14 protein-coding genes are annotated in these 15,103 nt (G+C 59.0%); 8 read left to right on the top strand and 6 right to left on the bottom strand.

The window, feature by feature from the left end:
• Window positions 1-78 precede the first annotated feature (78 nt).
• Both KBP52_RS05990 and KBP52_RS05985 read left to right on the top strand, forming a co-directional pair.
• Window positions 79-909 (top strand): oxidoreductase, encoded by an 831-nt coding sequence (locus tag KBP52_RS05990; RefSeq protein ID WP_212622351.1) that lies wholly within the window; start codon window positions 79-81, stop codon window positions 907-909.
• A 132-nt stretch (window positions 910-1,041) separates the two neighbouring features.
• Entirely contained in the window at window positions 1,042-2,586 is a 1,545-nt protein-coding gene (locus tag KBP52_RS05985) for an MFS transporter (protein ID WP_212622350.1), read from the top strand.
• A 79-nt stretch (window positions 2,587-2,665) separates the two neighbouring features.
• Here KBP52_RS05985 and KBP52_RS05980 read toward each other — a convergent pair whose 3' ends face one another.
• Window positions 2,666-3,613, bottom strand: coding sequence for an IS110 family transposase (locus KBP52_RS05980; protein WP_212622349.1), 948 nt, complete (start codon window positions 3,611-3,613; stop codon window positions 2,666-2,668).
• Between the two features lie 304 nt (window positions 3,614-3,917).
• Window positions 3,918-5,309, bottom strand: a complete 1,392-nt coding sequence (locus tag KBP52_RS05975) for an aldehyde dehydrogenase family protein (RefSeq protein ID WP_212622348.1) — start codon at window positions 5,307-5,309, stop codon at window positions 3,918-3,920.
• A gap of 103 nt (window positions 5,310-5,412) precedes the next feature.
• On the opposite strand from KBP52_RS05975, the gene KBP52_RS05970 reads away from it, so the two are divergent.
• The 5 genes from KBP52_RS05970 (at window position 5,413) to KBP52_RS05950 (ending at window position 9,963) form a co-directional block, all read left to right on the top strand.
• Window positions 5,413-6,300, top strand: coding sequence for a LysR family transcriptional regulator (locus KBP52_RS05970; RefSeq protein ID WP_212623109.1), 888 nt, complete (start codon window positions 5,413-5,415; stop codon window positions 6,298-6,300).
• 12 nt (window positions 6,301-6,312) lie between these two features.
• The gene (locus tag KBP52_RS05965; RefSeq protein WP_212622347.1) at window positions 6,313-7,161 is read left to right on the top strand and encodes a hypothetical protein; all 849 of its coding nucleotides are present in this window, start codon (window positions 6,313-6,315) and stop codon (window positions 7,159-7,161) included.
• The gene (locus tag KBP52_RS05960; protein ID WP_137218134.1) at window positions 7,158-7,805 is read left to right on the top strand and encodes a hypothetical protein; all 648 of its coding nucleotides are present in this window, start codon (window positions 7,158-7,160) and stop codon (window positions 7,803-7,805) included. The genes KBP52_RS05965 and KBP52_RS05960 overlap by 4 nt, the downstream gene beginning before the upstream one ends.
• A gap of 62 nt (window positions 7,806-7,867) precedes the next feature.
• Complete coding sequence (locus KBP52_RS05955) at window positions 7,868-9,184, top strand: hypothetical protein (RefSeq protein ID WP_212622346.1); 1,317 nt, start codon at window positions 7,868-7,870, stop codon at window positions 9,182-9,184.
• Between the two features lie 116 nt (window positions 9,185-9,300).
• Window positions 9,301-9,963: a M24 family metallopeptidase gene (locus KBP52_RS05950; RefSeq protein ID WP_212622345.1), complete on the top strand. Its 663-nt coding sequence runs from the start codon at window positions 9,301-9,303 to the stop codon at window positions 9,961-9,963.
• 141 nt (window positions 9,964-10,104) lie between these two features.
• Here the strand turns inward: KBP52_RS05950 and KBP52_RS05945 are convergent, their stop codons facing one another.
• Window positions 10,105-11,673, bottom strand: coding sequence for an aldehyde dehydrogenase (NADP(+)) (locus KBP52_RS05945; RefSeq protein ID WP_212622344.1), 1,569 nt, complete (start codon window positions 11,671-11,673; stop codon window positions 10,105-10,107).
• Window positions 11,670-12,308: an isochorismatase family cysteine hydrolase gene (locus tag KBP52_RS05940; protein ID WP_212622343.1), complete on the bottom strand. Its 639-nt coding sequence runs from the start codon at window positions 12,306-12,308 to the stop codon at window positions 11,670-11,672. Before KBP52_RS05940 ends, KBP52_RS05945 begins: the two co-directional genes overlap by 4 nt.
• A gap of 98 nt (window positions 12,309-12,406) precedes the next feature.
• Between KBP52_RS05940 and KBP52_RS05935 the strand changes: the two genes are divergently transcribed.
• Window positions 12,407-12,904 (top strand): helix-turn-helix domain-containing protein, encoded by a 498-nt coding sequence (locus KBP52_RS05935; RefSeq protein WP_212622342.1) that lies wholly within the window; start codon window positions 12,407-12,409, stop codon window positions 12,902-12,904.
• A gap of 6 nt (window positions 12,905-12,910) precedes the next feature.
• Here KBP52_RS05935 and KBP52_RS05930 read toward each other — a convergent pair whose 3' ends face one another.
• Both KBP52_RS05930 and KBP52_RS05925 read right to left on the bottom strand, forming a co-directional pair.
• A complete protein-coding gene (locus KBP52_RS05930) occupies window positions 12,911-13,534 on the bottom strand; it encodes a glutathione S-transferase (RefSeq protein WP_212622341.1) in 624 nt (207 codons plus the stop codon).
• Window positions 13,535-13,634: 100 nt separating this feature from the next.
• Window positions 13,635-15,050, bottom strand: coding sequence for a cytosine permease (locus KBP52_RS05925; protein WP_134173764.1), 1,416 nt, complete (start codon window positions 15,048-15,050; stop codon window positions 13,635-13,637).
• Between the last annotated feature and the right edge of the window lie 53 nt (window positions 15,051-15,103).

The raw sequence follows: 15,103 nt of genomic DNA, 5'->3' as shown, positions 1-15,103 counted from the left end.
AGCACGGCCTTAAAGTCGCATCAACTCATCAAGAAGACCTGGCACCCTCGCCAAAGGTCGCAGACAGGAGGAGTTGAAATGCGTACCTGGTTTATTACTGGCGCTTCCCGTGGTTTTGGCACCCTCATCGCAGAACGCGCCTTGCGTGCCGGTGACGCGGTGATCGCTACCGCGCGCAACCCGCAAGACATCACCGATCGTCTCGGCGAGCAACCGAACCTGCTGGCGGTGCGTCTCGACGTCACCCGTGAAGACGAAGCGCACCAAGCGGTTGCCGAAGGCATCAAGCGTTTTGGCCGTATCGATGTGCTGATCAACAACGCCGGGTTTGGCGTACTCGGCGCGGTGGAAGAAACCAGTGCCAGCGAGACCGAGCGCCTGTTCGCCACCAACGTGTTCGGCCTGCTCAACGTCACCCGCGCCGTGCTGCCACACATGCGTGCTCAACGCAGTGGCCGGGTGATCAACATCTCGTCGATCGGCGGCTACCAGGCTTATATGGGCTGGGGTGTTTACGGCTCGACCAAGTTCGCCGTCGAGGGCATTACCGAGGCATTGCATCAGGAACTGGCGCCGCTGGGCATTCAAGCCACGGTGGTCGAGCCGGGCTTCTTCCGCACCGATTTCCTTGATGAACAGTCGCTGATCAAAACCCGGCTTGAACTGGCGGACTATGACGAAACCGTTGGCAAGATGCGTGCATTCGCCGAGGCGGCCAACCATGCGCAACCGGGTGATCCGCAGAAGTTCGCCGAGGCGATGCTGACGCTGGTCAATGCGCCGAACCCGCCGCTGCGACTGGCATTGGGCAGTGACACGGTGGCGCGGATCGACGCGAAGAATCGGTTGGTGGCGCAGGAGTTGGCCGATTGGAATGAGCTGGCGCTGTCCACCGACTTCGCCAACTGAACGCCTGAGCTGTGAGAGCGAGGTTGCTCGCTCTCATCTTTTTCGTGCGCAAACTGCGGTGGATTTTTCTGTGTATTTCGCGCCTTATTCGCTGCGTGACGCAGCTTTGTGATTTCTCAAAGGATGGAACGAATGATTTCTTTGACTCAGCCGCACGGAACGCGCAACAAGTTGCTCATACTCGCGGCCGTTTGCCTCTCGGCACTGGTCTTGCCGTTAAGTTTTACTGGCGGCGCGGTAGCGACACCGGCCATCGGCCGTGACTTGGGCGGCAGTCCGGTGGCGCTGACCTGGATCACCAATGCGTTCATGTTGTCGTTCGGCAGTTTGCTGATGGCCGCCGGCGCATTGGCTGACGTGTACGGACGCAAACGCCTGTTCACCTACGGCATGTTGCTGTTTACCGCCGCCTCGATCGCGCAGAGCCTGGCGCCTTCGGTGTTCTGGCTGGATGTATTGCGCGCCGTTCAAGGTGTGGCGGGGGCAGCGGCGCTGGCCAGCGGTTCGGCGGCACTGGCGCAAGAGTTCGAGGGGCATGCCCGGACCCGCGCGTACAGCGTGCTTGGCACGACGTTCGGCATCGGTCTGGCATTCGGGCCTCTGGTAGCCGGGGCGCTGATAGAAGTCTTCAACTGGCGGACAATTTTTGTCTTCACCGCGTTGATTGGAATCATCGCGTTGGTTTTCGGGGTGCCGCGCATGCGCGAAACCCGCGACCCGCATGCCAAAGGGCTGGACTGGCCGGGCACGCTGCTGTTCAGCGCAATGCTGGCGCTGTTCACGTTTGGCCTGATCCAGGCACCGGACAGTGGTTGGGACAGTCCGCAGGTGATCGGTTTGCTGGGCGCTTCGGCCGTGTTGCTGGCAGCTTTCGTGATCGTCGAAATGCGTGTCGAGCGGCCGATGCTCGATCTGACCCTGTTCCGTTATCCGCGATTCATTGGCGTGCAGATGCTGCCGATCGGCACTTGTTTCTGCTACATCGTGCTGGTGGTGATGTTGCCGCTGCGCTTCATCGGCGTTGAGGGCTTGAGCGAGATCGATGCCGGTCTGCTGTTGCTGGCCTTGTCGGCGCCGATGCTGGTGGTGCCGATGCTGGCCGCGTCGCTGGCGCGCTTCGTTTCCCCCGGCATCTTGTCCGGTGCCGGTTTCCTGATTGCCGCTGTGGGCCTGCATTGGCTGAGTTTGTTCAACGTCGGTGACGCGAAATTTGCGCTGGTGGTGCCGATGTTGCTGATCGGTATTGGCGCCGGTTTGCCGTGGGGGCTGATGGATGGTTTGTCGGTCAGTGTCGTGCCGAAAGAGCGCGCAGGCATGGCGGCGGGCATCTTCAGCACTGTGCGAGTGGCGGGTGAGGGGATTGCCTTGGCGATTGTCGCGGCGGTGCTGGCGTCATTGCTGCACGCCGATCTGTCGAGTGCCGTGCATGTGGTGGTGGGTAGCGCCGAGGCCTCGTTGATTGCCGAGACCGCGCACCGGGTGACCACCGGCGATATGGCGCATGCGATCAACACCGTTCCGGGGCTGGCCAACGGACGTCTGGTAGAAGGGTACGCTGCGGCGTTTCAGTATCTGCTGCACATCCTGACGGTGATCACGCTGGTGTCGGCGGCGGTGGTGCTGGGGTTGTTGAGCAAGGATCGCAGCGTCGCAGCACCACAACAGGCTGCCGCATAAACCCACTGCGGGGGCGAGCCACCTATTTTCAATCTGTCCGCGAATCCCTGTGGGAGATTCTATGGTTCATGCCTAGCCCCTAAACGGCTTTAGGTGAGTATTCGCTCTGGTTTTTCAACAGAGCAAATACCACCCGGGCAAGCTTGCGGGCTAGTGCGACCAGTGCTTGGGTAGTGCTCAATCCGCGCTCTCTTAAAGCCTCATAAAACCCTTTCCACGCCGAGGTCCGGCTCGCTGCCATTGCAGCGTTGTGCAGCAGCCGACGCGCCTCTGAGTCGCCTCGTTTGGTCAGGCAGCGACGGCCTTTCTTTTTGCCTGAGTCCGATATGCGCAGATCCAGGCCTAGAAAAGCGATGAAAGCGTCGGCGTTTCTGAAGTCCCCACGCTGAAAGGATGCGAGCAAGCGGGCGCCGGTCAACGTACCGATGCCTTCTACCTTCATGCAACGCTTGAGCTGAGCGCCTAAACCGGCTTCGTCTATCTGCGCCAGGATCGTTTTCTCCAGCAGAATTTCCAGTCTTTGCATGGCGTTTATCTGATTTTTGAAAGCGGTTTTGAGCAATGGCTCATTCTCCCAGCTCTGCTTGAGGCTGACACGAGCCTGGACCAGAGCCGCACGGCGCCGGAAAAGACTGATGAGCCGGCAATACAAGGGCGACGGCGGTGTCCAAGGGCGTAAGTGGTCCCCTTCGTTTGTCAGATAACGGGCCAGTAATCGGGCATCCAGCGCATCAGTTTTGGCGCGAACGTTCACGCCTTTGCGGTAATGGCTGAGCTCATAACCGCCAACCATATAGATCACGCAACCATCGGCATACGCCAGATCAGCAAATTCCTGGTGATAGATATTGGTGGCTTCGATGGCGATTGCCACTGGCTTGGCTACAGTTTTGAGCCATTTTTTGATTGCTGCTTTGGTGTTAGAGATTGTCTCGAGCTGATCTGATTCGGTGCAATAAATCACCAGTTCATCCTTGGCGACATCAACCCCGATGATCGACTGAGTAGTAACGACGGGCATTGCCATGAGAAATCCTCCGGGCTAAGGTTTGAACACTTGAAGGGTTCACCCAGAGGCGCAGGCTTGTTCCTATCGTCGGTCTAGGCCAGATGCATTCTTTATCGGCGCTTGGGTGAAAGGAGGAGGGTGAAATCTCCCACGGTCTGTACTGCGCTAACAGTCAGAATCGAGCCTTGTCCCTCCTCCTCCCTTCAAGTCCTACCATACAAGCGAGCCTGCTCGCGAAAGCGGTGAGTCAGCAACGGATGTGTTGACTGACATTGCCTCTTCGCGAGCAGGCTCGCTCCCACAGGTTTTCCAAGTGTGTGGATTATTTGCGATCCAGCCACACGGTCTGGGCGTTGCAGAATTCGCGCACGCCGAAATGCGACAGCTCTCGGCCGAAGCCGCTCTTCTTCACACCACCAAAGGTCACGCGCGGGTCACTGGCGGAGTAGCCGTTGATGAACACGCCGCCGGTGTCCAGTTCGCTGGTCAGTTGCTGGGCCAGTGCGACGTTGGCGGTGTAAATGGTTGCGGTCAGACCGAACTCGCTGTCGTTGGCCAGGGCCACGGCATGCGCGCAATCGCGGGCGGTGATGATCGAGGCGACCGGGCCGAACAGCTCCTGTTTGAACGAGGTCATGCGGTCGGTGACATTGGCCAGTACGGTCGGCTCGTAATAGTTGCCCGGGCCTTCGGATTTGCCGCCGCCGAGCAACAGTGTGGCGCCTTCTTCCAGAGTGTCGCGCACTTGCTGGTCGAGCTCATCACGCAGGTCGAAGCGTGCCATCGGGCCGATGTAGGTCTCGGCAGACAGCGGATCTCCGACCTTCAATTTACGCGTGGCCTCGACGAATTTACGGGTGAACTCTTCGACCACGCCTTCTTCGATGATCAGGCGTTTCGCAGCGGCGCAAACCTGACCGGAGTTCTGATAGCGACCAATAACGGCGGCTTGCACCGCCTCATCCAGATCGGCGTCGTTGAGCACGATAAACGGATCGGAACCGCCCAGTTCCAGCACGCATTTCTTCAACGCGGCACCGGCCTGAGCACCGATGGCCATACCCGCACGTACGCTGCCGGTCAGCGTTACAGCGGCAATGCGCGGATCAGCGATGGCGGTGGAAACGCCTTCCGGGGTGACGTTGATCACTTCAAACACGCCATCGGCGAAACCGGCGCGGGTAAAGGCGTCGCGCAGCAGGTAGGCGCTGCCCATCACATTCGGCGCGTGCTTGAGCACGTAAGTGTTGCCGGCAATCAGCGCCGGCACGGCACCGCGCAATACCTGCCAGATCGGGAAGTTCCACGGCATGACCGCGAGAATCGGGCCGAGCGGACGGTACTCGATGCGCGCCTTGCCGCCTTCAACCTGGGTCGGTTCAGCGTCGAGCATGGCCGGGCCATTCTCTGCGTACCACTCGCAGAGCTTGGCGCATTTTTCGATTTCACCGCGAGCCTGGGCGATCGGCTTGCCCATTTCCAGGGTGATCATGGTGGCCATGGCATCGGCGGTTTCACGCAAGGCGCCAGCGAGGGCGCTCAACAAGCGCGAACGATCCTGCAGCGGCTTGCGCTTCCATTTGCCGAAGCCGTAGGCGGCGCGGGTCAGCGCGGCGTTGAGGGCAGTGGCGGATTCAAATGCGTAGTGACCGATCTGCTCGCCCGTGGCGGGGTTGATCGAGATGGCGTGGGTCTGGCTGGAAATCTGGCTCATGGCATCGTCCTGCAGGTTCGTCGGATGAGCCTAGAGTAGGGTGGTGTTTGTTTTCTGGAAACTGAATAATAAAGATCGTTTCTTTCACGATTGGAGAATGACTGTGGATCTGGTGCAGCTGGAAATATTCAAAGCCGTTGCCGAACACGGCAGCATCAGCGCCGCCGCCGCGCAGATCCATCGCGTGCCGTCGAACCTGACCACGCGGATCAAGCAACTTGAGCAGGACCTGGGCGTTGATCTGTTTATCCGCGAGAAAAGCCGTTTGCGTTTGTCCCCGGCGGGGTGGAGTTTTCTTGAATACGCGCGACGGATTCTCGATCTGGTGCAGGAGGCTCGGGCTACGGTGGCGGGGGAGGAACCGCAGGGCGCGTTTCCATTGGGTTCGCTGGAAAGTACGGCCGCGGTACGCATTCCCGAATTGCTCGCGGCGTACAACCAGTTGCACCCGAAAGTCGACCTCGACCTGTCCACCGGGCCGTCCGGCACGATGATCGACGGCGTGCTCTCCGGGCGCCTGGCCGCAGCGTTTGTCGACGGCCCGGTGCTGCATCCGACGCTGGAAGGTGTGCCGGCGTTTGAAGAGGAGATGGTCATTATCGCGCCGCTCAATCACGCGCCCGTAAAACGTGCAGCGGATGTGAATGGCGAGAATATCTACGCCTTCCGCTCCAACTGCTCCTATCGTCATCACTTCGAAAAATGGTTCAGCACCGACGCGGCGGTGCCGGGCAAGATCTTCGAAATGGAGTCCTACCACGGCATGCTCGCCTGCGTCAGCGCCGGTGCCGGACTGGCGCTGATGCCGCGAAAAATGCTGCAGAGCATGCCGGGCAGCGCCACCGTGAGTGTCTGGCCGCTGACGGCGGATTTTCGCTACCTGACCACTTGGCTGGTGTGGCGACGGGGCACGGTGTCGCGCAGTTTGAGCATGTTTGTGCGCTTGCTGGAAGAGCGCGGCGTGGTGCGGGCGGAGCGAGTACCTGTCTGACTCAGGCGTGTAATGCAGACGAGTCTGAATCGTGGATCGCTGGTAAAAAGTGGGGCGAAAGGCCATCATTCGGCTCTTATCAGGAACAGCGAAGCCAACGGAATGCTACATGCCTTTAATCATGGAAAAAGTCATCTGTACAGGCGCTATCTCGGTCATCGCGAACACGGTGAAAAACGTGTGTGCGAAGAGGATGAAATAACTGCACTGATCATGGGTCCGCTGGATTATCTGCCGGCCCCTGCTGTGGGACTGTTTTGGCAAGGCCTGTTGAGACGGGAGGGGCGCGTTATTCAGCCCGCGTTTCCGGATGCGCCTGTCAGCCATGCCCGCATGCGTTTTTGGCCGCGCCGTGGCGTCGAGCCAGATCTGGTTGTTGAACTCGGTTGGTCGTCCGGCGAGCGGCGCATTCTGCTGGTCGAGTTCAAGTGGAACGCGCCATTGAGTGGTGAGGACCAATTGCACCGTCAGTGGCATGAGTTTCTGACCGACACAGAGCGTAAGGACGCTTATCACCTGTTTATCGCGCCTGAAATCAGTTCGGGCCTTAACGCGATCAGTCGAGCCGACATCTGGCACGGACAACTGATTCTTCATTCCTGGATCAGTGTTCTGAATGTCGTGCGAGAGTTGCGAGTATCGGAGTTCACCGGACTTGAGAAGTGGAAGGAGCAGATGACCTGCTTTTTCGCCAGGTTGGGGGTTCTGCGGTTTCAGGGGTTTCTTTCGCTTTCCACGCCGTCGACGGTCAGCCGCACACCGGTGTTCTGGAGACCGGTGTGCGGCTTCTCTGAACTCGTAGCTCCCGCCGTTTCTTCGTTTGATCAACCGACAGCCTTTTTTGAGAGTACCGCGCCATGACCACGACTTCCCACATCGGTAAAGCTATTACCGAAAACATCCGATTTATCTCCAAAGTCGGTGCTGAGTGCGATCATCTGGCCAAGTTGATCAGAGAAGAGTTGAGTCGTTTGTTGTTGGTTCCTGAAGTCGCCCATCGTTATCGCGCAGGCGGACAGTGGATTCAAAATTTCAACAATGACGAACATGATTGGGTGAATACCGAGCTTGGCTTTTCGCTGCCTGTGGTGGTCAAACCCAAACGTTCTATCTGCGGTTATATCGTCGTGCAGATCAGTCTTACCGGCGAAGGCATAGACGTTGCAGACAATCATGAGCCGCTGGTGCATGTGGGGTGGTGGGGAGCACCCATCGATTTTGATCAGTTCCTGATGACCTTTCCCATCGAACTGGACAGCGATTTTGATCTCACGCTTGAAGCGGATCGGCTGTTCAAATGGAACCACTCGCATTTCGACGATGAGTGGTGCTACAGCCTCTATCTGACGGATATCAACAGCCCTGCAGATATTCAGGCGCTGATCGTCAAACCATTGCGCGCATTGTTGCTGGGCGTTGATGCCAATCGTGCTTTGTCGGGTACACGCGCCGTGAGGTACGAAAAAATGGACGGGGAGGGGCTGTTTCGGGCTCTTCCTCGTTGAAGCCGTAGTGAGCAGAAGCGCCTTCCCTCCACTTGATAAAGTCGCGCAAGGATCCTTACAGCATGCTTCGTAATCAGTATCTGGGGCTTGCCACGGTCAATGATTTCGTTGATTGGCTCGCAAGCAATCTTGGTCATCCGTCAATGTTTGCTCACTCATACTACGAGCGGCGCCGAAAGACGCCAGTAACGTTTTCGGACCTGTCGGACGCCAGTGTCCAATATTTTTGGAAACACAAAGGCGCTCTCGGGACTTCGGCGGGCACGTCTCTGACCAGCAGCCATACCGCGTTGGAGGCTTTGCGCGATGCCTTGCAAAAGGGCATCAATACGGCCAACGACACGACCACGCTGGACGCAAGCTTGCAAGTGATGACGTGGGGCGGCGTTCGTGCAGGCAACGTCCGCTGGCTGGTCGCCAACGCCGAGGGGCTGGTTCGCACGCTCGCGTCGACGATAGCGGCGCTGGCCAGCGGCAACCTCGCTCACCCGGCCCTGACCACTGACAGGGAGTTGCGTTTCAATGCAGGTATGACCAAGGTTTACTCACTTTTAGTCAATGACTTCATTATTTACGACAGTCGCGTAGCCGCAGCATTGGGTTGGATCGTGGTCAAGTATTGCCAACATAGAAAGGTATCCGTTTTACCTGGCGAACTTGCTTTTCCTTGGGCGCCAGCCAAAGGAACCGCCAACGCCTCGTTGCCGAAAAACCGCAATCCGAGCCAGGGTAACTATCACTTCCCACGTTTGATTGCGGGCCAACATCACGCCGCGTGGAATTTGAGGGCCAGTTGGATTCTGTCTGAGGTACTGGCCCGTGCGCCTAAAAGTCACTTCAACGGCATTTCGCCGATCCCGGGGTTGCGTTGCCTTGAAGCCGCGTTGTTCATGATTGGCTACGATTTGCCGTTGACGAGACCTTCAACGACCACCGCAGTGGCAACTGCTGCCGCCGATTGTGCCGAAGATGACTGGACAGAATGCTTTACGGCGGCAAAAGGCAAGCGCTTCCATTATCGGATTGAAGCGGGCGGTATTCGTCTGCATGACCGTCGTTTCTATCCGATCGCGATTATCAACGCCATGCTTAACATTCTCAGGGATCAGTTCGTGGATAAACCGTTTCCGTTGGCGAACAGTGCAACACTGAAAAACAGAGCGGGGATTGGCAGCGCCTATTTTCAGGCCACTGAGGAAAAAGGTAATCCCCCTGCAACCAGTGCGCTTGTGGCGGTTCTTCATGAGTTGAGCGCGCTTAATTACCAACCGGGCAGCCGAGAACCTTGGTCAATCAACGACAGCGAGTTTGCCGGTCAGGTTCGGATTGACGTGGCCCCGCTCTTTGCGCGTTTTCTTGAATTGGGCGAGAGCCTTTAACGAAGGGACTGGCGCAGAGTTTCATCGGTGGCATTTGCGGATTACGGGCAACGGATATTTTTTCTTTCAAATATCGCAATATATAAAAATATATAGCGCTGAAGACGAGATAAGTGATGACCATAGCTCTGAGCGGTAAAGAAGCGGTCGGCGAAGCTTTTGTATTGGAAACCATGCGCCACGCGCAACAGTTGACCTGGAATGCCGTCGACGCCATCGCCGAGGTGATCAAGCCCGGCATGCTCGAGTCCGAAGCGATGGCGCGGGGCAAGGAAATTCTTGCCGAACTGGGCATGGACCGGATTTGGCATCCGCTGCTGATCCGCTTCGGCGCCAATACGCTCAAGACCTTCAAGCAACGTTCCGATGGCGATCCGGTGCTGGGTGAGGACGATGTTTTCTTCATCGACATGGGCGTGGTCTGGCAGGGCCATGAAGGTGATGCGGGCGCGACTTACACCACCGGTTCCGACCCGGAAATGATCGCTTGCGCGGCGGCCTCCAAAGAACTGTTCGACCGGGTCGAGGCGTTCTGGCGCGAGGGTGTTTCCGGCATCGAGCTTTACCGCTACGCGACGGATCAGGCTGAGGCGATGGGCTGGGTGCTGAACCTGAATATCAAGGGCCATCGGGTCAGCGATTTTCCTCATGCGATTCACCGGGGCGGCGATCTGGGTGACTTCGATCAGGCGCCGCATGCCGGCGTATGGATTCTGGAAATCCAGATCGCCCATCCATCACGGCTGTTTGGCGCGTTTTATGAAGACCTGCTGATCTGAGCCGAGTTGGACCTGGCCAAAGGCGTCAGCGCGACGGCGGTGCTCAAGGCTTCGCACATCATTCTGGGTGTGCCGCCCTGAGTTGATTTTGCAGTAAACAATGCCGGGGTCCCGCATAAGAGCCCGGCATTTTTTTGCCTGTCAAAAAGCCCCGTCAATACTGCGCGGCAGATTCAGCAGATTGCCTTCGCGCAACACTTCTGGCAGCAACTCATCCGGAAACCCCTGATACGCCACGGGCCGCAAGAAGCGCTCAATCGAAGTCATGCCGACCGAAGTGAAGCGGCTGTCCGAAGTCGCCGGAAATGGCCCGCCGTGCACCGTGGCGTACGTCACTTCCTGTGGATGCGCGAAGGCGTTGACCACGATGCGTCCAGTGCGGCGTTCGAGAATCGGCAGCAGGCGCCGCGCGAGTTTCAGGTCCGCATCTTCAAGGTGGATGGCGGCGCTGAGCTGTCCCCTGAACGAGCGGGCGACCGCCAGCAGTTCCTCGGCATCACTGACCGCCACCAGCAGCGCCGACGGGCCGAACACTTCATGGGCCAGTGCCGGTTCGCCGAGCAACTGCTGCCCCTCGATTTCCAGCAAAGTCGCACGCCCGGCGTATGTGGCATCGGCCGGCGTGCCCACGGCGATCACCTGCGCGCCGGCACCTTCCATCGCCATCAGACCCTCGACGTAGGCACCATGAATGCCCGGCGTCAGCATTGTCCGCGCCGGTGCCTTGCTGACCCGTTTACGCATGGCGTTGCGCAGCTCATCAAACCCCGCACCGCGGATGGCGATCAGGATCGATGGGCACAAACAGGCCTGGCCGACGTTGACCAGCATCCGTTCGATAAAGCCGTCGCCGATTTCGGCGCCGCGAGCCGCCAGTGCCTCGGGCAGGATGAAGGTCGGGTTGACGCTGGTCATTTCGGTGAACACCGGGATCGGCTCGGGGCGCAATTGCGCGCGGCGGTAGAGCGCCATGCCACCTGGTTCGGAGCCGGTGAAGGTCACAGCCTTGATCAACGGATGATCGACCAGCGCTTCGCCAATGGCATTGCCGCCACCACGCACCATCGAGAAAACACCTTCGGGCAAACCCTGCGCCTGCACGGCTTTGCGAATGGCGCGGGCCTGGATTTCCGAGGCGCCGGGATGCGCGTTGTGCGCCTTGAGAATCACCGGCGCCCCGGCCGCCAGTGCCGACGCGGTATCGCCACCCGCCACCGAGTAGGAGATCGGGAAGTTGCTCGCGCCGAAAATCGCTACCGGACCGATGGCGATTTTTTGCAGGCGATGATCCATCCGTGGGCGCGGCTGACGCTGAGGTTGCGCCGGGTCGATCGCCAGTCGCAGAAAGCGGCCTCGGCGCACCACATCGGCGAACTGGCGGAACTGGGTCGCGGCTCTCGAAGCTTCGCCCTCAAGCTGAGCTTCGGGCAGTCCGGTTTCCAGTGCCGCGCGTGCCGCCAGTTCGCTGCGTACTTCATCGAGATTGTCAGCGATGCTCTCGAGAAACGCGGCACGCTCGGCCAGCGAGGTGTGGCTGTAGCGGTCGAACGCCGCGTCGGCGAGAGTGACTGCCTGATCAACCTGTGCCGCACCGCCGAAAGCGAAGTCCGGTTCTATCAGTTGATCGGTGGCCGGGTTCAGCGCTTTCATCGTGCCTTCGGTGGCGGCCACATCCGCCGCGCCAATCAGCAAATGGCCGGTCAGACTCATTGCGCTTCACCCTGTGATTTGAGGTTGGCAATCAGTTCGTCCGTGCTGGCAATCACGTGAGCGAATGTCGGGCCGTTGAGCTCGTGGGCGGCGTGCATCATTTCTGCTTTGAAGGCCGCTGTTGCATCGCGTACGAGGGTGACGTGGTAGCCCAGTTCCGCGGCATAGCGCGCGGTGGCTTCGATGCAGGTGTTGGCCAGCAGGCCGACGATGATCACGTGGGTGACGCCTTGCTGCTTCAGGCGAAAATCCAGGTCGGTGTTGGCGAAACCACTGGAACCCCAGTGTTCCTGAACCACGATATCGCCGTCCTTCGGCGCAAAATCCGGGTGCCATTCGCCGCCCCATTCGCCCCGGGCAAAATGATGCATGTGCATGATTTTGCATTGCGTCGGGGTCGGGTGATCCCAGGTCTCGTAGTCGCCTTTTTCCCAGCGGTGATGGGGTACGATGACCACCGGAATTTTCAAGTCGCGCACGGTGCGGTCGAGTTTGCGCAGGTTGTCGAGCAGGCCGTTCTGTTCGGCCATGGGTTTGATCAGAGGGAAAATCTTGCCGCCGTCCGACAGAAAATCGTTGTACGGATCGACCAGCAGGTAGGCGGTTCTGTCCAGTGGATAGAGGGTATTCGACATGGCGGCTTGCTCCGGCAATGGGATTATCGGTGCACAGGGCTTGTCCCGGCATCGTGTAGATATGATAATCATAGTAACTATGAAAGAGGCAAGCCCTGATGGCAGTAAACGATAGTCTTCCTGACACGCTGTGCCCGATCTCCCGGGCCGAGACGATCGTCGGCGACCGCTGGACGGTGCTGGTTTTGCGCGAGTTATTCATGGCCAATCATCGCTATGACGAGATCCAGGCGCAGACGGGCGGTACGCCGCAAATGGTCGCCGCGCGGCTGAAATGTCTGGAAGCGGATGGGCTGGTCGAACGACGCTTGTACAACGAGCGACCGAAACGCTACGAGTACCACCTCACCGCGAAAGGCGAGGCGTTCTACCCGGTAATCATTGCGCTGCGGGCGTGGGGAGAGACCTGGTGCAAAACACCGGAGGAGGGACTGGCGGTGAACATGGTCCATAAAAGCTGCAACCACAGCGCCGGTCTCGGGCCGCTGTGCGAGCACTGCGGTGAACTGTTGCGTCGGGAAGATCTGATCAGCCAGCCACAAGAAGCTTACGCCGCTGAGCGACAGGCGCGTCGTGAGGCGTTCAAAGGCAAATAACCTCGATCACGGCGTACCGTTTCGACCGTGCAGTACGTAGCCGGGGCGCAGGCTCAGGCGCTCGTAATAGGCGCTCACTGCCGGAAAATCCGGGTGAGCCAGTGGCGTTTCGAACCAGCGGTTTACCGACAGTCCGATGGGAATGTCCGCCAGTGAAAACGTCTCGCCGCTGACGTAGGCGCCGGTTCTCTCCAGTTGTCGGTCGAGGATGGCCATGTTCTTCGACCATTGCTCAATTCCGACGGCCAACGCCGCGCTGTCCTGATGCTCCGGCGACTGGCGCACCAGCGACAAAAACGCGTACGACCACGAGCGATTCAGCTCCGAAGCCTGCCAATCGATCCACTGATCAATCCGCGCCCGTGTTTGCGCGTCAGTCGGATAGAGGTGCGAACCGTCATAACGTGCGGCCAGATAACGAATGATCGTGTTCGATTCCCACAGCGTGAAATCACCGTCCTGAATCACCGGCACCATGGCACAGGGATTGAGCGCGAGAAACTCCGAATCGTTCGTCGATCTGAACCCCGATCCCCAGTCTTCACGCTCGAAAGGAATGCGCAATTCAGCGCAAGTCCACAGCACTTTGCGCACGTTGATCGATGAGGCTTTACCGAGTATTCGCAGCATTGGATGTCCCTTTCCTCAGAGTCTTCAGGCTTGAAGAAATACCATACCGAAATAAAGAAGGCCCGCACTAAGCGGGCCTTGGTTTTTCATTAAATCAATCTCACAGACTGCTCGCCAGTTTCCCGCCCATCATCCGCCGACGGTAGGATGTGTCCCGATTCGCCAGCCAGAAATACAGCGGCGAGGTGACCAGCAAGCCCACCAGCCACGACAGATCCGCGCCATTGATGTGCGCCGACACCGGGCCGACGTACAGCGGCGTGTTCATGAACGGGATCTGCACGGCGATGCCGATCGCGTAAGCCAGCAACGCCTGCGGGTTGTAGCGACCGTAGATGCCGCCGTCGACCTGGAAGATCGACTGGATGTCGTACTGGCCTTTGTGGATCGCGTAGAAGTCGATCAGGTTGATCGCTGTCCACGGCACCAGCACCACCAACAACACCAGCACCATGTCGACGAAGTGGCCAATGAAGTCTTTCGAGGCGCCAACGGCGGCAAAGCAGCAGGCCAGCAAGACGATGATCGAGATCACTGCGCGGCTCTTGGCGGTAGGAATCCAGCGGTAGGCGAAGGTCTGCACCAAAGTGATCAGCGACAGCACCGCGCCGTACAGGTTGAGGGCGTTGTGGCTGATCACGCTGAGCAGGAACAGCACCAGCATCAGCGGGCCGATGGAGCCGGTGGCGAGTTTCACCGCGTCCATGGTGTCCATGCCCACCGGTGTCGCCAGCACGGCGACGGCACCGAAGATGAACGCCAGACTCGACCCCAGCGCCGACCCCAGGTACGTGGTCCAGAACGTCGACGAGACTTTCACGTCCGCCGGCAGGTAACGCGAATAATCAGACACGTAAGGCGCAAACGCGATCTGCCACAACGCCGCCAACGACACAGTGGCCAGCCAGCCGGACAGGTTGAAGCTGCCGCGAGTGAGGAAATCATCGGTTTGAATGTGGGTAAAGATGTAGCCGAAACCGACAACGATGCCGATCCCCAACACCCAGGTGCCGATGCGGTTGAGTACATGGATAAAGCGGTAGCCAATGATGCCGATGATTCCCGAACCGACTGCGCCAATGACGATGCCGACCGGTACTGGAACGCTGTCGACCACGCCGTGCAATGACTTGCCGGCGAGCACGATGTTGGAGGCGAAGAAGCCGATGTACATGACGCCGGCAATCAACACCACCAGCAACGCGCCAAGAGAGCCGAACTGCGCGCGGCTCTGGATCATTTGCGGGATGCCCATCTGCGGGCCTTGCGCTGAGTGCAGTGCCATCAGCACACCACCGACCAGATGGCCGACCAGAATCGCGACGATGCCCCAGAGCAGATTCAAGTGAAACAACTGCACGCCCAGCGCACCGGTGACGATGGGCAACGGCGCGATGTTGCCGCCGAACCAGAGCGTGAACAGATCCCTGACCTTTCCGTGGCGATCTTCGGGGGGCACGTATCCTATCGTGTGTTTTTCAATCAGCGGAGCGGAGGATGCTGTTGGGGTAGCCATGACGAACTCCAAGGCAAGGATGAGTACGTGGACGTACTTCGGCAAGCGCCGGC

The sequence above is a fragment of the Pseudomonas sp. SCA2728.1_7 genome (assembly GCF_018138145.1).
In the GTDB taxonomy this organism is placed as follows: Bacteria; Pseudomonadota; Gammaproteobacteria; order Pseudomonadales; family Pseudomonadaceae; genus Aquipseudomonas; species Aquipseudomonas koreensis_A.
Note: the sequence above shows the minus strand (reverse complement) of the source record. Positions and strands in the feature narration are given on the sequence as shown.